Origin of the sequence: Salinivibrio sp. AR647 (assembly GCF_001995415.1) — a bacterium.
In the GTDB taxonomy this organism is placed as follows: Bacteria; Pseudomonadota; Gammaproteobacteria; order Enterobacterales; family Vibrionaceae; genus Salinivibrio; species Salinivibrio costicola.
The window spans coordinates 101,718-126,362 of the sequence record NZ_MUFE01000006.1 but is presented as its reverse complement, the minus strand read 5'-3'; the positions used below and the strand labels follow the sequence as shown (position 1 = coordinate 126,362).

Annotated in this window: 23 protein-coding genes, 1 tRNA gene and 1 pseudogene; 11 read left to right on the top strand and 14 right to left on the bottom strand. The window is 50.4% G+C overall.

Annotated features, from left to right (window positions below; genetic code table 11):
- Window positions 1–58 precede the first annotated feature (58 nt).
- Both BZG76_RS09250 and BZG76_RS09245 read left to right on the top strand, forming a co-directional pair.
- Window positions 59–436, top strand: coding sequence for a hypothetical protein (locus tag BZG76_RS09250; RefSeq protein WP_077461097.1), 378 nt, complete (start codon window positions 59–61; stop codon window positions 434–436).
- Window positions 384–923, top strand: a complete 540-nt coding sequence (locus BZG76_RS09245; protein ID WP_198532327.1) for a hypothetical protein — start codon at window positions 384–386, stop codon at window positions 921–923. The genes BZG76_RS09250 and BZG76_RS09245 overlap by 53 nt, the downstream gene beginning before the upstream one ends.
- A gap of 173 nt (window positions 924–1,096) precedes the next feature.
- Here BZG76_RS09245 and BZG76_RS09240 read toward each other — a convergent pair whose 3' ends face one another.
- Window positions 1,097–1,540, bottom strand: coding sequence for a hypothetical protein (locus tag BZG76_RS09240; protein ID WP_077461095.1), 444 nt, complete (start codon window positions 1,538–1,540; stop codon window positions 1,097–1,099).
- A 165-nt stretch (window positions 1,541–1,705) separates the two neighbouring features.
- Here BZG76_RS09240 and BZG76_RS15255 point away from each other — a divergent pair.
- Window positions 1,706–1,804: pseudogene (locus BZG76_RS15255) on the top strand (IS110 family transposase); the annotation flags it as partial.
- Between the two features lie 31 nt (window positions 1,805–1,835).
- Here BZG76_RS15255 and BZG76_RS09235 read toward each other — a convergent pair.
- From BZG76_RS09235 to BZG76_RS09220, 4 genes are all read right to left on the bottom strand, one after another.
- Window positions 1,836–2,612: a hypothetical protein gene (locus BZG76_RS09235; protein WP_077461094.1), complete on the bottom strand. Its 777-nt coding sequence runs from the start codon at window positions 2,610–2,612 to the stop codon at window positions 1,836–1,838.
- Window positions 2,613–2,724: 112 nt separating this feature from the next.
- Window positions 2,725–3,237, bottom strand: a complete 513-nt coding sequence (locus BZG76_RS15305; protein ID WP_131825322.1) for a hypothetical protein — start codon at window positions 3,235–3,237, stop codon at window positions 2,725–2,727.
- A gap of 438 nt (window positions 3,238–3,675) precedes the next feature.
- Window positions 3,676–3,766 (bottom strand) — tRNA-Ser (locus tag BZG76_RS09225).
- A gap of 180 nt (window positions 3,767–3,946) precedes the next feature.
- Complete coding sequence (locus BZG76_RS09220; RefSeq protein WP_077461092.1) at window positions 3,947–5,155, bottom strand: NupC/NupG family nucleoside CNT transporter; 1,209 nt, start codon at window positions 5,153–5,155, stop codon at window positions 3,947–3,949.
- 581 nt (window positions 5,156–5,736) lie between these two features.
- Between BZG76_RS09220 and BZG76_RS09215 the strand changes: the two genes are divergently transcribed.
- The 3 genes from BZG76_RS09215 (at window position 5,737) to BZG76_RS09205 (ending at window position 8,422) form a co-directional block, all read left to right on the top strand.
- Entirely contained in the window at window positions 5,737–7,014 is a 1,278-nt protein-coding gene (locus BZG76_RS09215; RefSeq protein WP_077461091.1) for an NRAMP family divalent metal transporter, read from the top strand.
- Window positions 7,015–7,221: 207 nt separating this feature from the next.
- Window positions 7,222–7,890: a Bax inhibitor-1/YccA family protein gene (locus BZG76_RS09210; protein WP_046073363.1), complete on the top strand. Its 669-nt coding sequence runs from the start codon at window positions 7,222–7,224 to the stop codon at window positions 7,888–7,890.
- Between the two features lie 202 nt (window positions 7,891–8,092).
- Complete coding sequence (locus BZG76_RS09205) at window positions 8,093–8,422, top strand: TusE/DsrC/DsvC family sulfur relay protein (protein WP_025744655.1); 330 nt, start codon at window positions 8,093–8,095, stop codon at window positions 8,420–8,422.
- 137 nt (window positions 8,423–8,559) lie between these two features.
- Here BZG76_RS09205 and yccX read toward each other — a convergent pair whose 3' ends face one another.
- Window positions 8,560–8,832: an acylphosphatase gene (gene yccX / locus BZG76_RS09200; protein WP_077461090.1), complete on the bottom strand. Its 273-nt coding sequence runs from the start codon at window positions 8,830–8,832 to the stop codon at window positions 8,560–8,562.
- An 81-nt stretch (window positions 8,833–8,913) separates the two neighbouring features.
- Here yccX and BZG76_RS09195 point away from each other — a divergent pair, with 81 nt between their 5' ends.
- Both BZG76_RS09195 and BZG76_RS09190 read left to right on the top strand, forming a co-directional pair.
- Complete coding sequence (locus BZG76_RS09195; RefSeq protein WP_025744657.1) at window positions 8,914–10,287, top strand: methyl-accepting chemotaxis protein; 1,374 nt, start codon at window positions 8,914–8,916, stop codon at window positions 10,285–10,287.
- 185 nt (window positions 10,288–10,472) lie between these two features.
- Window positions 10,473–11,660, top strand: a complete 1,188-nt coding sequence (locus BZG76_RS09190; RefSeq protein WP_077461089.1) for a class I SAM-dependent methyltransferase — start codon at window positions 10,473–10,475, stop codon at window positions 11,658–11,660.
- A 156-nt stretch (window positions 11,661–11,816) separates the two neighbouring features.
- On the opposite strand, the gene BZG76_RS09185 is transcribed toward BZG76_RS09190, so the two are convergent.
- The 5 genes from BZG76_RS09185 to BZG76_RS09165 form a co-directional block, all read right to left on the bottom strand.
- A complete protein-coding gene (locus BZG76_RS09185; RefSeq protein ID WP_077461088.1) occupies window positions 11,817–13,700 on the bottom strand; it encodes a propionyl-CoA synthetase in 1,884 nt (627 codons plus the stop codon).
- Between the two features lie 65 nt (window positions 13,701–13,765).
- On the bottom strand, window positions 13,766–15,217 hold the full coding sequence (locus BZG76_RS09180) for a bifunctional 2-methylcitrate dehydratase/aconitate hydratase (RefSeq protein WP_077461087.1): 1,452 nt from the start codon (window positions 15,215–15,217) through the stop codon (window positions 13,766–13,768).
- Between the two features lie 43 nt (window positions 15,218–15,260).
- Window positions 15,261–16,412 carry a bifunctional 2-methylcitrate synthase/citrate synthase gene (gene prpC / locus BZG76_RS09175; RefSeq protein ID WP_077461086.1) on the bottom strand — a complete coding sequence of 384 codons (1,152 nt, stop codon included), beginning with the start codon at window positions 16,410–16,412 and terminating at the stop codon, window positions 15,261–15,263.
- Between the two features lie 114 nt (window positions 16,413–16,526).
- A complete protein-coding gene (gene prpB, locus BZG76_RS09170) occupies window positions 16,527–17,396 on the bottom strand; it encodes a methylisocitrate lyase (protein ID WP_077461085.1) in 870 nt (289 codons plus the stop codon).
- 71 nt (window positions 17,397–17,467) lie between these two features.
- Window positions 17,468–18,181 (bottom strand): GntR family transcriptional regulator, encoded by a 714-nt coding sequence (locus BZG76_RS09165; protein WP_077461084.1) that lies wholly within the window; start codon window positions 18,179–18,181, stop codon window positions 17,468–17,470.
- Between the two features lie 229 nt (window positions 18,182–18,410).
- On the opposite strand from BZG76_RS09165, the gene BZG76_RS09160 reads away from it, so the two are divergent.
- Together BZG76_RS09160 and BZG76_RS09155 are read left to right on the top strand one after the other, a co-directional pair.
- Window positions 18,411–19,013, top strand: a complete 603-nt coding sequence (locus tag BZG76_RS09160) for a YitT family protein (protein ID WP_077461083.1) — start codon at window positions 18,411–18,413, stop codon at window positions 19,011–19,013.
- A gap of 175 nt (window positions 19,014–19,188) precedes the next feature.
- Window positions 19,189–20,061 (top strand): (2Fe-2S)-binding protein, encoded by an 873-nt coding sequence (locus BZG76_RS09155; RefSeq protein WP_077461082.1) that lies wholly within the window; start codon window positions 19,189–19,191, stop codon window positions 20,059–20,061.
- On the opposite strand, the gene BZG76_RS09150 is transcribed toward BZG76_RS09155, so the two are convergent.
- Complete coding sequence (locus BZG76_RS09150) at window positions 20,058–21,173, bottom strand: endonuclease/exonuclease/phosphatase family protein (protein ID WP_108743666.1); 1,116 nt, start codon at window positions 21,171–21,173, stop codon at window positions 20,058–20,060. The two genes, BZG76_RS09155 and BZG76_RS09150, sit on opposite strands and share 4 nt — an antisense overlap.
- Before the next feature lie 29 nt (window positions 21,174–21,202).
- Window positions 21,203–21,688: a hypothetical protein gene (locus BZG76_RS09145; protein WP_025744663.1), complete on the bottom strand. Its 486-nt coding sequence runs from the start codon at window positions 21,686–21,688 to the stop codon at window positions 21,203–21,205.
- A 314-nt stretch (window positions 21,689–22,002) separates the two neighbouring features.
- On the opposite strand from BZG76_RS09145, the gene BZG76_RS09140 reads away from it, so the two are divergent.
- Window positions 22,003–22,458, top strand: a complete 456-nt coding sequence (locus BZG76_RS09140; protein ID WP_025744664.1) for a methylglyoxal synthase — start codon at window positions 22,003–22,005, stop codon at window positions 22,456–22,458.
- A gap of 65 nt (window positions 22,459–22,523) precedes the next feature.
- Here BZG76_RS09140 and helD read toward each other — a convergent pair whose 3' ends face one another.
- Complete coding sequence (helD, locus tag BZG76_RS09135) at window positions 22,524–24,599, bottom strand: DNA helicase IV (RefSeq protein ID WP_077461081.1); 2,076 nt, start codon at window positions 24,597–24,599, stop codon at window positions 22,524–22,526.
- Window positions 24,600–24,645: the final 46 nt, after the last annotated feature.

Below are 24,645 nucleotides of genomic sequence, written 5' to 3'. Positions count from 1 at the left end.
GTGACTATTGTAAGTATTTACTTTTAAATACCTAGATAATGACTCTCAGGGAACAAGTATGCCGGTTTCAAGCTTTAAAGGTGATTTTTGCAATATAGATAGCTTTGAGCCTAGCGCTCAGACCCTTGATGGAATCAAGGAAATGAACAGGATAATCGATACTGCCAATGTACTTGAAGCAGTCTTATCTGGTGTTCCACTATTTCAACTATTTGCATCAAGAAGTGCAAATGGTTCAGTTATTATTGAGGGTTCAGCATCAGTAGTATCCACAGGTATTAATATTAGTATATATGACTGGAAAGGTTTCGCTGATGCATTTAAAAGTGTAGGGATTATTCGGCGCCGTAGACTGCAAGATCACGCTGATATGACAGCACTAAATGCAACAGGAAAAGATTACGAATTTTGGAGATGTGTTTCTAATGCTCTGTAGAAAAACCACCTTACTTTTACTGATAAGCCTTCCTATAGTAGGCCATGCCCTTACATGGGAAGAATTTTTAAAGTCCGAAATGGATAGCACTTATTCTGCACTAGAAGAAAAAGCAAGTAATTGCCGTAAAAATCGTCAACCATTAGAGCCAATCAAGGAAAGCTGGTTTGTTAATCTCAGTCGAAGCGAAAAAGTAGCAGCAACTGGTTATATTAAACATCTAGCAGAAAATGATTGCTGGGGAAAAGAGCTATCTTCCTACAACTCTGCTTTATTAGCGTATACTTCTGAATCTAAAGACACCCAGTATTTAGACGAGTGGATCGAGCTATCGAATGTATATCGGAGTAGTGACTTTAAACGTGATTTTCATGCATTGGATGTAAAACCGCTTGTAAATTGGTACAAACGACAACCAAAAGTCATGCCTTTCGATATGGTTGAGTTTCTTGAGCAATACCCTGAATTTCAGAATAGCAATGAATAGCCGTAGAGATAATACCTCGGGCAATAATACGATCAAAACCAAAGAATAATCAGCAGGTTCGGTAGCTAAATAAAACCCGACAATCGTATTGCGACTCTTGTTATCCCCGCTACTAATCAATCAGCTAAAGAGTGGTTTGTTTAGAGCGGGAGTCCAATTAACCCACTATACACCTATCTCCAACGCCCTGCCTCTATCACTTTTTTCAGTTCATCATAGAGCCTATCTAAACCTTCGTATCTTGACAAATCAGCCGTTAACCCATGGTTACCAAAGATTTTTATAGATTTTACCTTTTCCTTTGAACGCTTAACCTTGATCGTTTTAACGCTTTCCCACTCCATGATCTCTTGGGTGTCAGGCTCATAAGAAATTAATCCCTTGTCTGAAACTTCAATGGCATGATTTTCAGCGTAGTTTTTAAAATCGCATCTTCCTTTATAGTTTAATAGCGCAGGAACAGAGCAAAACAGGCAAACATAAAGGAGATGCTCAAGACTAATTACATCACCCATAAACCATGAACCCAAAAACATCAAAGAAGGCCAAAACATAAAAACACTAAGCGGCCCTATATACAAATTTCTTGTTCTTTTATCTGCTATTTTAAACTTCATTAGCACTACTCTATCTAAATGTATAACGAATGACAGGGTTACCCTCTTGAATATCTTCCACACTGAGGTGCGACTTTTAATACCGGAGGTAGCTATATTTACTCATTCTTTTTTAGCGTTAATCTCGCTAAGCACTACTTTTAGACTCACGCGATGAATGACTAAAAAATCGCCACTATTGCCTGTGTGCGCAAGATGGTAGTGATCTTAAATTCGATGCTCAGAGACGGCGTGATGTGGGATAAAAATCTCGCTAAAATTTAGGATTGACGACATACTCGTTTGTTAAGTGCCTTTACAACGTATGCGATTGAGCCTTTTCATGAATAACCTTGAAACCATCATGCACTTGCTTTAAGTCACTCAGTTCGACTTTAGGAATTTTAATTTGTGTACGATTCACTAACTGTCCTCCAATACGCTTCACACGCACATCGTGAATGTCTTTACCAACACTAAAAAAGTAGCAGATTAGGAAACCACTAATCATGAAGTAATAAACCATACCATCTTGCGCAGTTTCACCATGCTCAACACCAAAATGCAGCAGAACATTACGTATAACGTCATCACTGATACCATTTTTTGAGTCAACGACACGAAGCACAGATATACGAATGAAGTGGTCAAGCCTTAAAGATGTTTGCAGTTTAATTGATTTACTTTTTATAGATGAAGCTAAAATGCTTTCAAATTTCTCTTGCAATTGAACACTAGAAAATTCGTCTAATGTTGAAACCGAAGCACGCCAAAGGATACTAATTAGAAAAAGGTAATACTCTGTATATTTGAAGCCATTGAATTCAATGTAGTTTCTAGCTTTTTTAACTCCTCGACTACTTTTAAACAACCGAGTCCCATACTTTTCATAGTTGTCACTTAGAAATTGTTCGCAGTTTCGGCACAGTAGCCTCTCCTTAGTATCTGAATTGATTTTTTTAGGGGCAGTCGCTTCATCACACACGACAGACACCAATTGACCGACACCCTTTTTTAACCCTTTTAAGTACGATTTGGGAATTATATGGGATTTTTGCAGTACGCTTTCTTTCCCGCAAAGTTTGCAATTCATTTTATTTCCTCATGGCACTTAACGCCGAAGCACAGCGGCGACCTTGGAGTGGCGACGAAGGAGCCACGTAAAGGGCGTCCGGCGGCCATCGGCCGCGAACTGCTGCGCCTTGTTAGAACTGTTGAATAACACTTTTTGCCCAATCCCTGACTGTGCTGTCGTACTGCTCTTTCGTTGGGCAGCCCATAGACTGACGAGATGTGTGTTTGACATAGGCGACGTTTCCCGAAAAGTTCAAAAATTCAACGCAAATGCGCACAGCAAGGTGTGCCAGTTCACCGCATGCTACGACATGGGAGAGCCCATTAATTTCAGAAAACAACCGCTGAATGTTCTGTTTCGACGTAACTTCAATACAATTTGGCACCGACCTGTTTGTACTTTTCTTATATTCGACTTGTGGCCATGCATTTGTGATCAGGTAATCGTACCGATTTCGAGAAGTAAAAAGGTCGCCTCGCATTTGTACGAGGTGACACAATCCGTCGTCCAGCACCCTTCCCGTCTGGCCAGCACAAGGCCGTCCTTCTCTCTCCTCAAAGCGGCCGGGGCAGATAAATACGAAGCCAACTTGGCCGGAATCTTTGGGCCGATGGATATGGCAGAGAGTACCTTGCTCAGTCATACGCTCGATCATAGTTCTAACATTGTATTAGTGCGCGCGCTCGATTTGTCAAAGCCGTTATACGGTTTTTTATGTAACTTTCTGTTATTAAACATACTTTTAATCCTTGAAGCAATCAACTCGTCTGCGAAAGTGTGCATGCCGCCTATCATGGTTGAAGCGTTCACATTATCCCGAAACAGTACCACCTAACCCATAACGCGTTACCACGCAGGAGCGTGGGAACGAAGTGATAGGCTCGGCTGCCCCCACGCTACCGCCCTCTGGTTAGCGGCGTCCAAAAGGCCTTACAGGGCGATTTTTTGCGGGCTAGGTTATCAGATGCTGGGCAGTGTGTTTAGGCAAAGGGGTCTAAAATGTTGGCGCGGTCAGGGTTTGGGAGTTTGTGGGGGGATAAACGCAAAAAAGCCGCTGACTGGGCAGCGGCTTTTCTATATGTGGCGGAGAGATAGGGATTTGAACCCTAGAAGGGCTATTAACCCTTGCCGGTTTTCAAGACCGGTGCTTTCAACCACTCAGCCATCTCTCCGGAACGCGGCATATATTATTGGGTTCGCTGTGGCTTGTAAACCCTTTATTTACCGCTTCTTGTCTGTTCGCTCAAGCTGTGATCAGCTTGGCGAATATGTTAGCAAAAGGCGATTAGCTTGCCGCCAATCGCCCTGCTTTTACTGAGATACTTTAACCGAGTCTCGTTACCGCGCAATGTTTATAGCGCGATAAAAATACCCGCCAATGCCGCACTCATTAGGTTGGCAAAGGTGGCAGCAATCACCGCACGCACGCCTAAGCTTGCCACATCTTTGCGGCGCTCTGGCACCATGGCACCAATCGAGCCAAGTTGAATGGCAATCGAGCCGATATTGGCAAAGCCACACAAGGCAAAAGTCACAATCACCTGGCTTTGCACCGACAGGTTGGCTTTAATATCGGCAAAGGATAAGAAGGCGACAAACTCATTAAGCGCAATCTTCTGTCCCAAGAGGTTGCCGACATCAAACACTTCATGCACGGGTACACCGGTAAGCAGCGCCAGGGGAGAGAACAGGTAACCAAACAACATTTCTAGGCTTAAGCCGTCAATGTCGACCAGCTCCCCTAAACTACTCAGCCCGGCGTTTAGCATCGCAATCACACTGATAAAGGCCACCAGCATGGTGCCGACCGCAACCGCGACTTTCATGCCGTTCATCGCACCGCTAGCCAATGCATCAATCGCGTTTGCTTGGTCGCTATCGCTGATCTCAACCTGGCTTTGCTCGGCCGGTGTTTCGGTCTCTGGGACGATGATTTTGGCCATCAATAGCCCACCCGGTGCCGCCATAAAGCTCGCCGCAATCAGGTATTTTAAATCTACACCCATCGCGGCATAACCGCCAAGCACACTACCGGCCACCGAGGCCATACCGCCGACCATCACCGCAAATAGCTCTGAGCGAGTCATTTTGCTAAGAAAAGGGCGAACCACCAAAGGAGATTCGCCCTGAGAAAGAAAGATGTTACTGGTGGCTACCAGCGATTCAGCTCGACTGGTGCCGAGTAATCGCTGTATGCCCCCGCCGAGCAATTTAATAACCCACTGCATAATGCCGAGATGATAAAGGAGAGAAATCAGCGCACTGATAAAAATGATTAACGGCAAAACTTTAACAGCGAAGATAAATCCATCATTGGCCAGCGGACCAAATACAAATTCGATGCCTTCGTTGGCGAACGATAACAACTTAGCCGCGCCATTGCTCATTGAGCCCAGCATGGCTTGCCCAAAGGGGATATAGAGCACTAACGCCGCGAAACCGGCTTGCAAACCAAACGCGCCGAGCACGGTACGCCAATTGATGGCTTTACGGTTAGTGGAAAATGCGCACGCGCACAGAACCAGAGCGACGAGACCTGCCGCACTATAGAGGAGTTGCATAAATAGATTACCTTGCCGTGTTGTATTGCACTTGCGGTACGGATGAGTACGACACGCTGCCGGGGAGGCAAGAGGTTCCATCATGCGTTACATCGTACCGCGGGTTCGGTGAAGGTGGGCCCTACCTTGGACGCTTTTTCTTCAGCCGCGAATCGCGACACAGCCACTCTTTGCCTATCACTGAGCAAAGAGCGCATGTTGGGCGAGCATTCTATTGTGATTGGAGTCTCATTTCCAGCAGAATTTGATCTTAGATCACACTTATTCAGCCCTGATTGCACCCTGCTAAGATCTTTTCCGGCGCTGTCTGCTCTCTCAGACAATGGTCGGATGTTTATCGCTTTATATTTATGTCAGGTTAGCGGTGTTGGTCATTCGCACCCAGCGTGACGCCTATGCTGAATAAATATGGCAAGACTGGTTGACACGTTTAACTCATATGCTATTCATGGGTAGCTATTGACACAAACACTGAAGGAAAAACGATAAAAATCGGCCTTACGCGTAAAATATAAAAGCAATAGCGTTAAATCATAAAATTAAGCAAACACAACAACGCAATTATTATAAAGGAAACAACCATGCAAACCGTCTCTTCGCACCAGACAGCGCCCAGCTTGTCGGTGATGCAACGCCTACGCGCTTTAGGGCCAGGGATAATGATGGCCGCGGCGGCAGTAGGCGGATCTCACCTTGTTGCGTCTACCAAAGCCGGTGCTATTTATGGCTGGCAACTCGCAGCATTGATCCTGCTCGTTAACTTATTTAAATACCCCTTTTTTCGAGCAGGCGTACAATATACCGCAGGCACTGGCGAAACGCTGGTAGAAGGCTATGCGCGCTTAGGCCGCCCTTACTTGTGGCTGTTTGTTGCACTGAGTGCCGTGTCTGGTGTTATTAACACCGCTGCCTTGACCTTATTTAGCGCCAGCTTATTAAGCTATTTTGTGCCGTTTGATCTGTCACTAACGGTGTTGTCGACCATTATTGTGATCACTTGCCTGGTGATATTAATTGCTGGCCACTACAAGGCATTGGATCTGCTTGCTAAAGTAATCATGGCAACGCTAACTTGCGCCACTTTGGTCGCGGTTACAGTTGCGGTCGGTAACCCAGTCGCGGTCGAGCCTAGTTTTAATGCGCCGTCGATTTGGTCCGTAGCAGCGATTGGCTTTATCGTGGTCACCATGGGTTGGATGCCCGCCCCGATTGAAATTTCTAGTATTACGTCGGTGTGGCTCAAGCGCAAAGCGCAATCTGAGCCAATCAATGCCCAAGCGGCGCTGTTTGATTTTAACGTCGGCTACATTGGCACCGCGCTATTGGCGATTGTGTTCTTATCACTGGGTGCCCTGCTTCTGCACGGCAGCGGGGTGGAACTGAAACAATCCGGTATTGGCTTTTCTCATCAATTGGTGAGTTTGTATGCCGCCACCATTGGCGAGTGGTCACGTTATTTGATTGCGGTGGTCGCCTTTTTCTGTATCTTCGGCAGCACCATCACGGTAATCGATGGCTATGCGCGGGTGGTGTCCGAATCGCAACGGTTATTACGCGAGCAAACAGAAGCAGAAGCAAAACCCGCAGTTACACAAGGCTGGATGGTACTGATCGCTGTGTTGGCACTGGCTATCGTAGCATTTTGGACTGGGGCGCTGCTGACCATGCTTGATTTTGCCATGGTCGCGGCATTTGTCACCACGCCCTTTTTCGCGCTATTGAACTATATTTTGGTGACCAAGCACCGTTTACCACCCGAAGTGACCATGAGCAAGGCGATGCGCGCATTGGCAATCACCGGGCTGGTCTATTTGTTTGGTTTCTTGGCCGTGTTCGTCTGGTGGAAGTGGTTGATGTAAAAAACTTTACCTTGTTCGCGCTTTAAGGGCTGGGTTAACATCCCTTTACAACTTCACCATCGGTGTTAGGCGCGGATAAGGTATTATTAACCCTATAAAAGCCAGTCGTGGTTTAGATTAAGGACGTGGGCAGCTTGAAAAAGTGAACGACTGCCCGCATAACTGTCGTATATAAAAATGGATTGTTAACCCAACCGGGAGAACGTTATGAACGATCGTATCGTTTCGCACAGCCAGTCACAGCAGAGTGCGTTATCTACAAACAAGGTGCTACGTAACACGTATGCACTGCTATCGATGACACTGATCACCAGTGCTATCGCGGCCTTTATCGCTATCGCTGTCGGCATCGGCCCAATGATGTCGCTAGGTATGACCCTAGGTGCGTTGGCGATCGTGTTCTTTGTGCTACCACGCACCATGAACTCTTCTGCCGGTATTGTGTGGACATTCGTCTTCACCGGCTTGCTGGGTGCCTCACTCGGCCCAACCCTGACTTACTACCTGAGCCTTTCTAGCGGCCCAGGCATTGTGATGCAGGCGCTTGCCACCACAGGGATGGTGTTCCTAGGCCTATCGGCGTATGCCATTACCTCTAAGAAAGACTTCTCTTTCATGGGTGGTTTCTTGGTTGCCGGTGTGATTGCCCTATTAGTGGCAATGGTCGCGAATATTTTCTTGCAGATCCCAGCGTTGAGCCTGGCAATTAGCACCATCGCGGTACTGATTTTCTCAGCCTTTATTCTGTATGACACCAGCAACATCATTAATGGCGGCGAGACCAACTACATCCGCGCCACCGTGTCGCTGTACTTGAACATCTTCAACATCTTCGTTCATATGCTGAGCATTCTTGGCTTTATGAACGACGACTAACCCCCCAGGGTTTAGTCAGTAACAAACACAAAGAGCCGGCACGCGCCGGCTTTTTTGTCGTTAAATGGCGCACCCACTCAGTGCGGCGCGCAGCACGGAGTCACGGTTGAACGCCAGTTGCACTCGCCCTCCCTGCTCGCTATGCTTTGCAGCTTTAATAACAGCGATAACGTCCGATCAGATGACGAACAAAGGTAAGACTATGCTGGTGTATGAAGGTGAAACCATTGCGACGGATGCGCAGGGGTATTTAAAAAATGTGGACGACTGGCACGAAGCATTAGTTCCCATGCTTGCAGAGCAAGAAGGCATTGCCCTTACCGAGGCCCATTGGGAAGTGATTCACTTTGTCCGCCACTTTTACCAAGAATACAACACCTCACCGGCGGTGCGTTTGTTGGTTAAATCGATGGAAAAAGAATACGGCCCAGAAAAAGGCAACAGCAAGTATTTGTTCAAGCTGTTCCCGAAAGGTCCCGCTAAACAGGCAACAAAACTGGCAGGTTTACCTAAGCCGGCTAAATGTCTTTAGTACCGATGGCCAGCCTATAAGCGCCGCACTACCCACCGCGGCGCTTACATGTTTTAGCTAATTGCTATTTGTTACCTAGGCGCTGTTTTTTAGCTAAACACGACTTGTTACCTAGACGACATGGTCCTATCGAGTCGCTATAGTATTGCGAAGCCATCTACGGCGCGCCACTCCACGTCTTCTTTATCGACCTGATCAACACCCGCGGTAGGCGGCCCTTTATCTAACCACGCCATGAGGGCATCCACCGATTCATTGCGGCCACATGCCAGTACCTCAACACGCCCATCCGGTAAGTTCTTCGCATACCCGGTCAATGAGAGCTTTATCGCTTCATGGGCGGTCTGATAACGAAAGCCAACCCCCTGAACGTGACCTGTGACATAGGCCCTAATACATTTTTGAGACATCGGTCACCTCTACTGTATTCCCATTGCAAAACGACACCTGTATAACGCTACATGAGACAAGTCGTTTGACAGGATTACGTCATGAAAGAAGTTGCGTTTCGATGGATTGATAAATATTTCATCCACCTTCGGCTCCAAGAGAAATTTTACCTTATCTTTTTCCTCCCCTTACTCGCAATGGTTGTGATTGCGCTTACCTTAGATGCAGCCTCGGATACCCGTGTGGCACACAAGATGGAAGCGGAAGGACAAGCCATTCAAGCCATGGTTGAAAAATACGACCTCCCGAAAGGCGAGGTGCAAACCCTGCTCAATAGCCAGCAAACCGGTTTTACGTTCAATGGTAATGAGCTTATCTATCAGCTCGACGGCTCGCTATTTAGCCATATGAGCGCCACCGATTGGAGCCTGCTGCTTGGCATGGTGTTAGTCATTGCAGTGCTGATTTACTACATCATGACCTTTATCGGCGGCGCCATGTACACCATGAACCAAGCTTTATTAAAGCTAGCAGATGGTGAGCTAAGTTACCGGATGAACTTTATCCCGGTCCGTGATGAGTTTAGCCAAATTGCCGTTACTATCGATCAAGTGCTCGAGCGTGAACAGAGTTTGGTAAAAGCGATCCAGGAAAGCGCAGAGATGATGGACGGCCTGTCCGCAAGTTTGCAGCAGCGCAGCAATGAAAGCGAAGCTGTGGGCGAGAGCCAGCGTCAGTACCTTGATTCGCTGGCCAGCGCGACCGAAGAAATGGCGAGCTCAATTCGGGAGGTCGCAACGCATGCCACCGAGACATCAACCCAAACACAAGAAGCCACAGAAGCTGCAAATCTGGGGCGTCAGCAAGTTCAGCAAACCATGACCGCGATTAATGGTCTTGCCAGCGAGATAGCTCAAGCGGCAGATAAAGTCAGCGAGCTGAGCAAAAACGCCGAGCAAATCGGTACCGTGGTAACCACCATTAACGGTATTAGTGAACAAACTAACCTACTGGCGCTCAACGCCGCGATTGAAGCCGCGCGTGCCGGCGAACAAGGTCGTGGCTTTGCCGTGGTCGCAGACGAAGTGCGCACACTGGCTAGCCGCACCCAGGAATCGACGGTTGATATTCAATCTATGATTGAGTCACTGCAAACGCACACCGCCGAGCTACGCCGGGTGATGGAAGGCACGGTTGAAAATGCGTCAGCCAGTGAAGCGGCGGTGCAAGAGATTGATACTGAGATCAGCCAAATCGCTGAGCGCAGTGGCACCATTGCCGATCGCAGCACCGAAATTGCCGCCGCTGCTGAGCAGCAAGGTAATGTTGCGGGTACGATTTCGCAAGATGTGGAGCAAGTACGCAGCCAGTCTACCCAGGTTGCCCAAATGCTGCGTGATTCCGCTACCGAAGTGAGCGAACTTGGCGCACAAGCCCACCAGCTTAAAACCTTAGTGGCAGGGCTTCGCACCTAACGCCATAGCTTGATTCCATTATTCCCCTTATCGCGCGCCCTACTCTGGGCGCGTTTTTATTGCAATGCCGTCAGCCTTGCTCGACAATACCCGCCCTTTTTGCTTTATCCGCAAGTCACGTCATGATGCAGGTGCCTCACTCAGCATTTTGACGTGTTTTGCACCACCCATTGTTAGGAACCATCATGACTGCCACTGTGTATCTCGCCAAAGGCCGCGATAAATCAATCAAACGCCGCCATCCTTGGATTTTCTCGCGAGGAATCACCCGCGTTGAAGGCAAGCCCGGATTAGGTGACACTGTCACTGTTTGTGATCATCAAGGCGAATTTTTAGGCCTAGGGGCATTCTCGCCGCAATCACAAATTCGGGTACGCATGTGGTGCTTTGAGAAAACCGTCATCGACAGTGACTTTTTCCTCGCCCGTATTCGTGCGGCTAAGCCACTGCGTACCATGCTCGCCGAGCGTGATGGCTTAACCGGTTACCGTCTATTGGCCGCCGAGTCAGACGGTGTGCCCGGCATTACCGTGGATAAATACGATAACTACCTAGTGTGCCAATTGCTGAGCGCCGGCGCGGATGCCCAACGCGATAACCTGGTCACCGCGCTGCGTAGCGAATTTCCTGACTGCCATATTTACGAGCGCTCGGATGTTGCGATTCGCAAAAAGGAGGGGTTGAAACCACGTATCGGCGTATTACACGGTGACGAGCCACCCGCCACTGTCATCATCGAAGAAAATGGGGTGGCGATTGAGGTCGACATTACCAAGGGCCATAAAACCGGTTTTTATCTCGACCAGCGTGATAGCCGCGAGCAAGCGGTTAAGTATATGGATGGCAAACGCGTCTTAAACTGCTTTTGCTATACGGGCGGCTTTGGCTTGTATGCGCAAAAAGGCAATGCCAAACAGGTCATCAATGTGGATGTGTCACAGCCGGCGCTCGATAGAGCCAAAGCCAATGCCGAACGTAACGGCTTTGATCTCACCCGTGCTGAGTTTGTGAATGCTGATGTGTTCAAGCTGCTGCGCACTTATCGCGAACAAGGCGAACGGTTTGACGTCATTGTGATGGACCCACCCAAGTTTGCCGAATCGAAATCACAACTGAACGGCGCATGCCGCGGTTATAAAGATATCAATATGCTCGCCATGCAGCTGCTAAACCCAGGCGGTGTGCTGCTCAGTTATTCATGTTCAGGGCTGATGGACTCAGGGTTATTCCAAAAGATCTTGGCGGACGCGGCATTAGATGCGGGTAAAAACGTGCAGTTTATCGAACGCTTTGCACAAGCCGCGGATCACCCCACTCACAGTGCTTATCCAGAAGGTTTCTACCTCAAAGGGTTTGCGTGTTTGATTCAATAAGCCCGCGCATCACTCAATAAGCGCGCTCTTATCTTAACGCGTGGTATTGCTGTGATACCACGCGTTGTCGCACCTATTGTCGCGCTCAGAATGACAAGCTCTAAATAGCAAGCCCTGAATAACAAGGCCTAAATAATAAAGCTTGAATAACAAAGCTTACGATGACAACGCCGAGGCAATCGCCTCCAAACTGCTAGGGTCATCAATGGTCGAGGGGACTTGATACGACTCGCCATCCGCCATTTGGCGAATAATACGGCGCAAGATTTTACCTGAGCGTGTTTTGGGTAACTTATCGACGATAACTGCTTGTTTAAAGCAAGCAATTGCGCCAATTCTGTCACGCACACGCTGCACCAATTCCAGTTCTATCTCGCCACTCACTGAGACAAAGCCGTCTTTCAGCACCACTAAGCCGAGCGGCAATTGGCCTTTAAGCTCATCGTGCATGCCCACCACCGCACATTCGGCGACCGCTTCATGGCTGCCTAACACCTCTTCCATTTCGCCAGTCGATAAACGGTGGCCCGCGACGTTAATCACATCGTCAATCCGTCCCATCACAAACACGTAGCCATCTTCATCCATGTAACCCCCATCACCAGACACATAATAGCCGGGGAACTGGCTGAGATAGCCGGCTTCAAAGCGATCGTGGTTACGCCACACCGTGGGCAGGCAGCTAGGCGGCAGGGGCCGTTTTATCGCAATATATCCTTGTTGGTTTGGCGCCGCCAGTTCGCCCATTTCATCAAGGATCTGCACTTGATAGCCAGGACTTGGCATGGTTGCCGAACCGGGCTTGGTCGCAAAGCAGGTTAACCCTAATGGATTGCCTGCAATCGCCCAGCCAGTTTCGGTTTGCCACCAGTGATCAACCACGGGTCGCTGAGTCTTTTCTTCCACCCATTCCAATGTCGGTGGATCAAGCCGTTCGCCGGCCATAAACACCGTACGTAAAGATGTCATTGGATAGCGCGCAAGGTGATCACCGTTTGGATCTTGTTTTTTAATCGCCCGAAAGGCGGTAGGCGCCGAGAACAAGATGCTGACGTTATATGTATCAACCACGCGCCAAAACGCACCCGCATCCGGTGTACCGACTGGCTTGCCTTCAAACATCACCGTGGTGCAGCCGTGTAGCAAAGGGGCATACACAATATACGAGTGCCCCACTACCCAGCCGACATCCGACGCGGCCCAAAACACTTCACCGGGTTTGACGTTATAAATCGCGCTCATGCTGTACTTCATCGCCACCGCATGGCCGCCATTGTCACGTACCACGCCTTTGGGTTTGCCGGTAGTGCCAGAGGTGTAGAGGATATACAAAGGATCGGTGGCTTTGACTGGCACCGGTGCTGCAGGTGTGGCTTCGGCTAATAGCGCTGCCCAGTCGGCATCACGCGGGTTGTCTAAATTGGCGCGGCACATTGCACGTTGATAGACCACCACATGGTCGGGTTTGTAGCGGCTGTCCATGATGGCTTGATCAACCATCGGCTTGTAGGCCAAGGTTTTCTCGCCTTCAATCCCGCATGAGGCGGTAAGCACCGCTTTGGGCTCCGCATCTTCAATCCTTACCGCCAGCTCGTTCGGGGCAAAGCCACCAAACACCACCGAATGAATAGCACCAAGCCGTGCGCAAGCGAGCATCGCTACGGTTGCTTCTGGGATCATGGGCATATAAATCACCACGCGATCCCCTTTTTCAACCCCTAGCCCTGCCAGCATGCCCGCCACTTTCGCCACATAGTCACGCAGCGCCGCATAGGTGTAGGTGGTTTTTTTATCGGTAACCGGTGAGTCGTAAATCAGCGCGGTTTGCTCGCCCCGGCCTTGTTCGACATGGGCATCGAGTGCCATATACGCGGTGTTCATAGTGCCATCGGCAAACCAGCGCTCAATGCCATTGTCGTCTTTGCTAAGCATGGTTTGAGGAAAGGTAAACCAATCGAGCTGTTTGGCCTGTGCCTGCCAAAATCCCTCGGGATCACGGCTAGCCCAATCCGCGTGGTGTTGATAACTGGCTTCTTGCATAAGCGGCTCCTTATCGCCCGCTATCAGCGAGCGATGAGTTAGCAAGCAACGTGTTGAGAACGTGCTTAGTTAATCACAAACAGCGACATAAATTCGTGCACCGGGGTTTTCTCCAGCGCGGCCTGGTCGTTACATAAGGCGGCAATTTTATCGCTCTGTGCTTGCGGGAACCGGGTTGCCAAGTTGGAGCGGAATTTTTGCTCCAGCACAGGGATCCCTTCCTCGCGGCGACGGCGATGACCAATCGGATATTCCACCGCGACTTGTTCAGTGTGGCTACCATCGGTAAAGAAGATTTGGATCGCATTGGCAATCGAGCGCTTGTCGGCTTCTAGGTATTCCGCGCTATAGCGTGGGTCTTCTTTGATCACCATTTTTTGCCGTAGCGCGTCAATACGCGGGTCGGCGTAATGGAAGGCATCTTCATAGTGCTCGGCCACCAGATTGCCGTATAACAGCGGCACCGCCACCATATATTGCAGGCAGTGGTCACGGTCGGCCGGGTTGGCCAACTCCCCTTCTTTAGAAATGATGCGAATGGCCGATTCATGGGTGGTGATTTCAATACGTTCAATCTCGTCAGCCCGGTCTTTAACCTGTGCATGCAAGGTAACGGCCGCTTCCACCGCGGTTTGAGCATGAAACTCAGCAGGGAAGGAAATCTTAAACAGCACGTTTTCCATCACGTAGCTGGCAAAGTCTTGTTTGATACTAAAGGGATTACCGTTAAACAGCACATCGTAATAGCCCCATTTGGGCGCGCTGAGTACCGACGGCATTCCCATTTCACCTTTCATGGTGATCATCGCCAAACGCACCGCGCGAGAAGTGGCATCGCCCGCCGCCCACGATTTGCGTGAACCGGCGTTCGGCGCATGGCGGTAGGTGCGCAGTGCACAACCATCGACCCACGCTTGTGAAACGGCATCAATGATCTGGTCACGATTACCGCCCAGCATTTTGGTGACCACCGCCGTCGACGCCACGCGCACCAGTAAAACGTGATCGAGCCCGACACGGTTAAAGCTATTCTCGAGTGCAAGTACGCCTTGGATCTCATGCGCTTTGATCATCGCAGTCAGCACATCGCGCATGGTAAGCGGCGGTTTGCCTTCGGCCACGGCCACACGGCTTAAATAATCGGCGGTGGCCAAAATTCCACCTAGGTTATCGGACGGATGGCCCCACTCGGCGGCGAGCCAAGTATCGTTAAAATCGAGCCAGCGAATAATACAACCGATGTTAAACGCGGCAGTGACCGGATCAAGCTCATGAGAGGTGCCCGGCACACGCGCACCATGTTGCACTGTAGTACCCGGCACCAGTGGACCCAGGTGTTTGGTGCATTCAGGGAAACGTAACGCCAGCAAGCCACAGCCAAGGGTATCTATCAGGCAGTTACGCGCGGTGTTGTAGGCTTCTGCTGAGGCAATCGGCGTGCTATCGACATAGTCAGCAATTTGCACCAATAACGCATCGGGGTCGGGGCGCTGGTTCAGTTCTACGTTGTTGCTCATGGTCAATTCCTTCTGTAATTTCAATCGGGTGAATGCGCGCCGATTAGGGGCGCTGATCGATAGGTAGCCAATCTTGGTGTTCAGGGCCGTCGTAATCGGCACTTGGACGAATAATGCGGTTATTGGCGCGCTGCTCAAACACATGCGCCGCCCAGCCCGTTACTCGGCTCATCACAAAAATCGGGGTAAACAATTTGGTCGGGATGCCCATAAAGTGATAGGCCGATGCGTGATAGAAATCGGCATTGGGGAACAAGCCTTTCTCGCGCTTCATCACTTGCTCAACCCGCTTAGACACATCATAAAGCCAAGCGTCTGGTACGTTCTGCGCCAGCTGTTTCGACCAATGTTTAATAAGGGCATTGCGGGGATCTGACTCACGGTAAATTGCATGGCCAAAACCCATCACCTTGTCTTTATTGGCGAGCATTTGCATTAACCCGGCTTCGGCTTCGTCAGGTGTGCGCCATTGTTCTAGCATCGCCATCGCCGCTTCATTGGCACCGCCATGCAATGGGCCGCGCAAACTGCCGATGGCCGCAGTAATGCAAGAGTGCAAATCGGACAAGGTGGACGCGCACACTCGGGCGGTAAAGGTCGAAGCATTGAACTCATGCTCGGCATACAGCACCAGCGAGCAATGCATCACAGATTCATGCAGTGGCGACGGGGTTTCATCGGTCAGCATTTTGAGGAAGTAACCACCAATGCTTTTCACCTCTGGCTGATAGGTATCGACCCGCACGCCATCATGCGAATAGCGATACCAATAGCAGATAATGGCCGGTAACATCGCCAACAGCGTATCGGTTTTATCCGTTTGCTCACTAAAATCGGTTTCTTGATCCAAATTACCCAGCATCGAGCAGCCAGTACGCATCACATCCATGGGGTGCGCATTGGCCGGGATCCGTTCCAGCACCGCTTTTAAGGCGTCAGGTAATCCCCGCTTGCCAACCAAGGTTTCGGTGTAGTCAGCCAGTGCTTGGCGATTGGGAAGTTGACCCTTGAGTAGCAGGTACGCCACCTCCTCAAATTGGGCGTGATTGGCTAAATCGGTAATGTCATAACCCCGGTAGGTTAATCCAGTGCCGGTTTGCCCGACCGTACACAAGGCGGTGGTGCCGGCACTTTGGCCACGCAGGCCTGCGCCAGAGGTTGGTTTCTCGTTAGGTGCGACGGCGACATTTGTCATGATTGGCTCCTTTCCTTTGATGCCATCAGATTCAACCGCTGCATGAATCCGTGAACGTGATGATAATTCCAGTGGTGTAACCGACGTTTTCACACCGTGGGTGTGCGTCTGTGATCACTCTTTGCCAAATAGGCGATCCAATTGCTGTTCGTAGGCGTGATACCCCAAGAAGTCATAGAGCGCATCACGGGTTTGCATGGTGTCGACCACGTTTTTTTGGTGGCCATCATCCAGTAGGTGTTGATACACATTGAGGGCGGCTTGGTTCATGGCGCGAAACGCAGAGAGCGGATACAGCACCATGCTGACTCCCACGCTCGCCAGCTCTTGGCTGGTAAACAGTGGGGTTTGCCCAAACTCGGTGATATTGGCCAATACCGGCACCTTTACTTGCTCGACAAAGGCTTGGTACTGCTCGAGCGTTTGCATGGCTTCGGGGAAAATCATGTCCGCGCCCGCTTCTACGTACGCTCTGGCGCGGGCGACGGCACTGTCCATGCCTTCCACCGCCAACGCATCGGTGCGCGCCATGATCACAAACTCAGGATCGGTGCGCGCATCCACCGCCGCTTTAATGCGATCGACCATTTCAGCTTGGCTGACAATTTCTTTGTTGGGACGATGACCGCAGCGCTTTTGCGCCACTTGATCTTCCATATGCACCGCGCCCGCGCCGGCACGTTCCATTTCACGAATGGTACGGGCAATATTGAGCGCGCCGCCAAAACCGGTATCAATATCTACCAGCAAGGGCACGTCGGTCGCTGCGGTGATCCGGCGAACATCTTCCAACACATCGTTGAGAGTCGTGATCCCCAAATCCGGTAMGCCGTAAGAGGCGTTAGCAATCCCGCCTCCGGATAGATAAATAGCTTGATGCCCCACCCGCTCTGCCATCATGGCGCAATAGGGGTTAATTGTGCCGACGACTTGCAGCGGAATATTGCTGCTCACCGCTTGGCGAAAACGCGCACCTGCACTCATCGTATTCTCCTTGTAAATTCGTGGCTTAGCGGGGATCACCGCCGCACTATTTTTAATTCGTCAGTGACTATTCAATCTGCTATTCGCTGTTCAATCAGTTGGCGGCTGCGCTGAATGTGACGACGCATCAGCATTTCCGCCAGCTCGGCATCGCGCTCGCGAATTGCCGCCAAAATTTGCATGTGCTCTTGCAGCGCTTGCTGGGGGCGAGAATGCGCCCGGGGCGATTGAAAGCGGTACATACGCAGCAAGTGGTATAACTCACCACATAACAGGTTGATCAGTTTCTGGTTATGGCTGGCTTTGATGATGCAATAATGAAAATCAAAGTCGCCTTGTTGATGAAAGTAGGCCGCCCCCTCCACCCGCTCGATATAGGCATGGTGGGTGGCGAGCACCTCACTTAACTGATCGATCTCGGCATCGGTGATGTGCGCGCACGCCAGTCTTGCCGCCATGCCCTCTAAGGCTTCTCGCACTGCGTAGATCTCGGCTAATTGGCGATGTGTCAGCGTCACCACTCTCGCGCCCACATGAGGCACCCGCTCTACCAGTCCTAAGGCTTCGACCCGCATCATCGCCTCGCGCAGTGGACCTCGGCTGACGCCAAACGCGGCGGCTAATCCCGCTTCCGATACCTTGGTGCCTGCTGGATAGGTACCGGTGACAATCGCCTCGATAAGCTGCTCGGTCAGGCTGGCTGACTTGGTGGGCTCACGTGACTCAGCCGGAGTCGATTGCGTGTGTTGATCGAGAGCCTGGTCATTTGTCGACAATAAAGACATAAATACCGCCTAAAAACTTTAATACAGCCAGAATAGAATAAGATTGTAGACAATGTAGATTAGACTTTGGTCTGTAGCGCCGTATTTTTGTCGTGATCTCGCCCACAACGTAAATGATAATGTACGCATTGATTTGTTATTCACTTGTTATCAAACGGATGTTTGACTCGACCTCATTGAAAAGCAGCGTATTGTGTAGCGGTCGTTTTTATAGGGATAGAACGCAAGTATGGATAGAAATCATTCCAAGCGTGAAAACGCATTGGCGCTACTCATTGGGAGTAGTCTGGTGTCACTTGGTATCTTCTTTTTCAACCAAGTAGGCCTACTCACCGGCGGTACCGCTGGGCTGGCACTCTTTTTACAACGTGTCACCGACTTTAGTTTTGGTGAGCTTTTCTTCGTGATCAACCTACCTTTCTATTGGCTCGCTTACACCCAAATGGGTAAACGCTTCACCTTAAGTACCTTGGTCGCCGTCAGCATTGTGTCTTTCTGTGCTGATCACTTACATCACGTGCTCACCATTCAAAGTATTCATCCCGTCTATGCCGCTTTGATTGGCGGTGGCCTCATTGGTATGGGCATGCTGGTGATGTTTCGGCATCAATGCAGTTTGGGCGGGTTTAACACCTTAGCGCTGTTTTTGCAGCAACGGTTTGGCATCCGCGCCGGGAAAGTGCAAATGGCGCTGGATTGCTCGATTGTGGTGTTGTCACTGATGGTCGTTGAACCATGGCTAATTGCCTTATCTGTCGCCGCGGCGATTACCACTAACCTCGTGCTGGCGATGAATCACAAGCCTGGGCGCTATCAGGTCCAGCCGGGATAGACGCATACCCCTTATATCGGTGCAGTCGGATCCGCTGCACCGATCATTTTTTCTCGCCAAGCTACATTTTTTTTCTCGCCAAGCCATACTCTTAAACCAAATACGAATCACTCTTACAATTGGTTATATCACGTGGTAAATTCTTTTTTTTAGGCGCCAACTCAAAGGAGTGTTGATGAGCGCAGCTAACCCTACCGTTGATGCATTACCATTACCCGCCACAGTGACACTGCCCTCTTTTCCGCCAGCCCTGGGCTTATCTATGGTGCCTGATGCGGTGAAAGGCGTTTCGCTCCGTAAGCAACTCACCACCGCGCAAGGGCTGGCGCATTGTTTTTCTGCAGTGAACGCCACCTATGGCGATGCGGATAACCGCGCACAAGGCACCCTTTTTATCGGCGCCTATGCCTATGAGTTTTTGCTGCCGGTGCTGGCAAGCTGGCTACAAGGCGGGCAGATCCCATCACTGGACTTGGATAATTGGCAGGTGAAATACGAACCTACCCGTGTCACTAAACCCAATGGCCAAGAGCTTGTTTATCACAAGCCGCATTTTTATCTCAGCGCCCTTGAGGGATGGAGACGGCAAGATCACCAGGACTGGCGAGCGATTTTGCATGGTGCTTTATTGCATCACTTTTCGCCCATCGTCGATGCGATTGCCGAACAAAGTGGTATGCGTGAGGGGCCACTATGGAAAGTGATCGCGGATTCAATCTGTATTGCTTTCTTAATGGTAGGGAAGCATCGCGATTGTGAGCAGGCCGCGCGTGAAGCCGCGCTGTCGATCGTCCATCAACGCGGCACCCCGCTTTATAGCAAGCGCAGTGGTTTTCACGATGTCACCGTCTACGATCCGAACGACACCCAAACCGTGCTGCAAACCCATAGCTTCCGTTTGCGCGGCGGCTGTTGCCGGATCTTTACTGTCGATGATCACAGCTATTGCTCAACTTGCTGTTTTTTAAAACCGGACGAACAAGCTAAACGGCTCGCTGAAGTCGCGTGTCAACGTGAAGGCGTAGCGCTAGACTCGCAGCCTCGCTAATTGAGCGCCACATCGACCCAAACAAGGCGGTGATCTGAGTGGGCACGCGCGTGTTCTTGGCCGTTTTTATCACAAATCAGTGGGTAGTCGGCATCATCAGGGGCAGGCCAAAATACGCCGGAGACTAACACCGCCAGCTCTCGCGAAGGCAAGACATAATCGAGGCGCAGCCCGCCGTTATGGGTAGCGATTGCCCGCCCTTTGCCATCGATAAAGCGAAACGCGTGAGACTGGGCCGCCTCACTTTTTGGCACCTGCGCACCAGTGGCGACATCAGGGTGCACACGCGGATGGTTAAGCAAGGCACCAATGGCTTGTTTATCCCCATCGCCGTAGCTCGGGTCCGCATTTAAATCGCCAATCACCACAAAAGGTATCTCGGAAGAAAGCCCGCCACAAACGCCCTTGTCGTCCTCCAGCCAGTCGGCATTATCCAATAGCCCAACGAGCTGGTGGAGCTCATCACTGTTGCGTCGCCAATTACGCTTTTCAGGCCCATCAAACACCGGCGGTGTGGGGTGACACGCTACCAAGCGTATCTGCTGATCGCCGATACTGATCGGCACAGAGACCAGGTTTTTCGAAGCTAGACGTAGCTTTTTTTTCGCCGCTTCGGTGTAGTAGTCAGACGGAATTTGATGGTGAGGCAGCTGATGCCACGCAAAGTGTTGCCAAGTGCGAATCGCGGTGTCTTCAATGGGGTAACGCGATATGATCACAAAGCCAAACTGACCATGATAGTCGCCAAAGCCATGACACTGCTGAGCATCCGCTAAACGTGGATGCGCGCTGACCGGCACCGTGAGTTTTAAACCCGTGTTGGTGGCGGGTAAATAGCGATACGGATAATCAATCGGGGGGTCGCCGTCTTGCGATTTAGCTAAGTGGCGCTCACAAAATGCGGCCAGTGCACCATCATCGCCACCATCGCCTGGGTGATCAAATTCACACAGCACCACCACATCAGGTCGCACGCGCTGTAAGGTGGCCGCGAGGTTTTTAATTTGCCGACTCGGCGTTGGTGCCTGCATCTGCGATTTAATGTCGCCAGCCTTGCGTCCTGCCAAAGACAGGTTAAATTGCGCAAACCTCAGGGTTGATGGTGCTGTCATGATAGCCTACTCGTGCGCTGAAAAGCCGACTATTTTAACAGGCTCTCAAGGGCACGACGAATTTGTAATGCATCTTCGACGGCACGATGGGGGGCGGGTCCCAATGCTTTCATTTCGCGACTAAAATCACGTCGGTCGAGATCACTGTGCTTTTTTAGCCACTGGTTTACCTCCATTAACGTAAATGAAGGACGCATATAGCAGGCTTTATAAAGCCGCCCCATCCAAAATAGGTCCCACTGGCTGTCGCACAATACATGCTCAAACGGTGCGAGCGTTTGGTTAAGGTGCTGACATACTGCCAATACACTGGTGCCTTCTGTGGCTAATGTCTTTTGCGAGATACCATGAATACGGGATTCAGCTTCGTGGTCCCAGTGATGCCAATGGCCACTGGCGGTGGAGGGATCAATTAAAAAACTTTGACTATCGCCATTTGGCAATACGTATCCTACCTCAATCGGGTAAGACATTAACGACAAACCGGATGCTTCAAAATCCAGTGTCACCCACATACGCGTACTCCTTGCTCATAAACTCTCCTGTATAACGAGGCGCTTCCCTTGCCTAGTTAGTTAACTGTAGCCTTTTTGTTGTCACTTCGATGGACTGTCGCGCCACTTTTGCGTGCTTGATTAACAACTGGCTGTAAAAACAGACTTCATTTCATGTGCTTGGAGAGTTTTTATTGATAATGTGATAACTCTAACAGCCTATGTTCGGCGTTTGTCAGGTGTACGCTATAATTCGATGCAAGATTGGCGTAGGCTTCAATACACTGTTCATTCGCAGTTTGGCGTTAATCGCCTTGTTTTAGATGGAATCGATTATGAAACAAACGTCTCGCACCATGCTTGCACGCAAACACGTCGCGTTAGTGGCGCATGATCACTATAAAGATGCCCTGAGCGACTGGGTAAAAGAAAATAAAGAAATACTGAGCCAGCACGCGCTTTATGCCACCGGCACCACGGGCCACATCCTTGCAAGAGAAACGGGGCTAAAAATAACACCTTTGATGAGCGGCCCAATGGGCGGGGATCAGCAACTCGGGGCGATGATTTCTGAACAAAAAATCGATGTGATGATTTTCTTCTGGGATCCCCTCAATGCGGTCCCACACGATCCAGATGTTAAAGCGCTACTGCGCGTCGGCTCTGTATGGAATATTCCGATTGCCACCAACCGCTCAACCGCCCGCTTTATGATCACGTCGCCGCTATTCGGGCAGGATGTCGATATCCAAATTCCTGATTATCAAGCGTACTTAGACGAGCGTTTGTGATCTTTTTTCCCACACTGTCTGTCGATAACTAACGCCGTCTATGGCTAATAGTGTGGGAGACCGCCTCAAAGGTTTCCTTTCAGTTCCTCCACAAACGATGAGGCATGACCTTTTTGGTGCACCAGCCACACTTGTTTTTGGGCTCGCGTCAGGGCGACATAAAATAATCGCCGTTCTTCCGCGTGTTCAATTGGCTCTTCATTTTTCCCTAATAAGGCCTCATCGAGTGACAGCGAGCGTTGCTTGGCCGGAAACACTCCCTCATCCATGCCGAGAATAAACACATAGTGGGCTTCTTGCCCCTTGCTGGCGTGCGCGGTGGTATAACGAAGCGCCAGTGATGGATAAGCTTTCTGCCAAGTTTCTAGATCGTTAGGGCATCGAGAGTGGGTGCGACCAATCAGCATCACAGTCACGGGTTGCGTCGTTTTGGCGTGCTTTTTGGCAAGGCTTGCCAGTGTCTTTTCTAACTTATCGTCAGTGATTACTTTAATCGCTTTGGGCGTTTTCGCCGATGCTTTGTCGCGCGCGTAATCCAATTGCTTAGTGAGCTGTTTGGGGTTTTGGCAAATAAACTGCTGCGCAATATCCCCCAACGCTGCTGGATAGCGATAACAGGTGGTCAGCCAGCAAATTTCACTATCTCCAAAGCGCTGAGCAAAATCCGTGGTTAAACTGACATCGGCACCGGCAAAACGATAAATGGCTTGCCAATCATCCCCGACGGCATATAACGAGGCGCGTGGCGTTAAGATTTCACTGTCCGTTTTGCCGTGACACAAGGCCTCGAGCATCGCCAATCGTGCCGGCGAAATGTCTTGGTATTCATCGACCATCACAAACTGGATGGGCGTGGCGAATTTTCGCTGTTGGAACAACTTGGTCGCTTTTGCGATCAGTCCATCAAAATCAACGGCGCTCTCCGCTTTTAGTGCTTGTTTATAGGCTTGATACAACGGCCAAATCACCGCCAGTTCGTTTTTTAACCCGATCTGCTCCTCAAAACTTGCCAGTTTATCGGTCAGCGCACGCTTGGTGGTATTGGCTTGGATCACCCGGGAGAGACGCGACCAAACCCAGCTGTGCAACCGACTTTCATGGGCACACGCGCTGAGCTCGGCCTGATCATCAATCGGCAGTGCGTGCTGCTGATGCAGTTTTTCCCATGCTTTATGTGTGTTGGGCTGCTGCCACTGCTCGGCGAGTGCTTGAGTCAGCCAGGCGGCTTTGGCGGTCTCATCACTGGCCAGCGAGGAAATGATAGGGGCCTGCCCTTGGTGCTCGGCAAGTTGCTGGCGGGCAAAGCCATGAAAAGTGGTGACATTCACCTCATGGCCGGTTTTGGTCTTGATCCGAGTTTTAAGCTCAGTCGCGGCATCACGGCCAAAGGCAAGCAATAAAAGCTGCTCAGGCTTGGCTTGCCCACTTTCAATTAAGTAGGCAGCGCGTGCCACCAATACGCTGGTTTTGCCGCTACCGGGCCCCGCCACCACCAAGGTATGAGATTCATCGGTAAGCACAGCCTCACGCTGCGCCGGATTCAGTGGTGACGATTCAATCTGATCAAACCAGGTTTGCCACTGGTTGAGCATCGCCGCTTGCCATTGCTGGTTACGGGTTTTCAGCCAATGGGTATCGCCTTGCAACACCGGCGTCAACGTGGTGGCGACGTCTTCATCTAACTGGGAAAGGAAAGCAGCTGGGATCCCCTCGCTTTCTAGCGTATCCAATAACGTTTGCTGGGCAGTGCGTAATTGCGCCATGCGAACGTATCCTGGCGCGTTCACCAGCGCCTCATAGTCAGCCAGCAAGCTCGGTCGAATGAGCGCTAACTGTTTTTGATAGCGTGCGACATAGGCTTGATAACGCGCGTGAATGGCTTTACCGGCCTGTTTAGCACGTCGCCAAGGCAGGCCAAACACATCAAATGGATAAGCATCTCCTTGCTCTGTGAAGCCAGTCAACGAGATGGTTCCCCAGAGTAACCCACGCGAAATAGTGAGCTGTCCATCCCAGGCAGAAAAGGGAATATATTGACGATGGTGGCGAGATTCGAGCAGTAAGCCATCATTTTCTAGCTGTAAACTATAATGATCGCCATAAACAAGCCATTGTGCCCAGCGATTTGCAGAGAGTTTCATATCAATACGTTAGTCAGCCAATGAGGGATAGGCGCGGCCTTTAAAA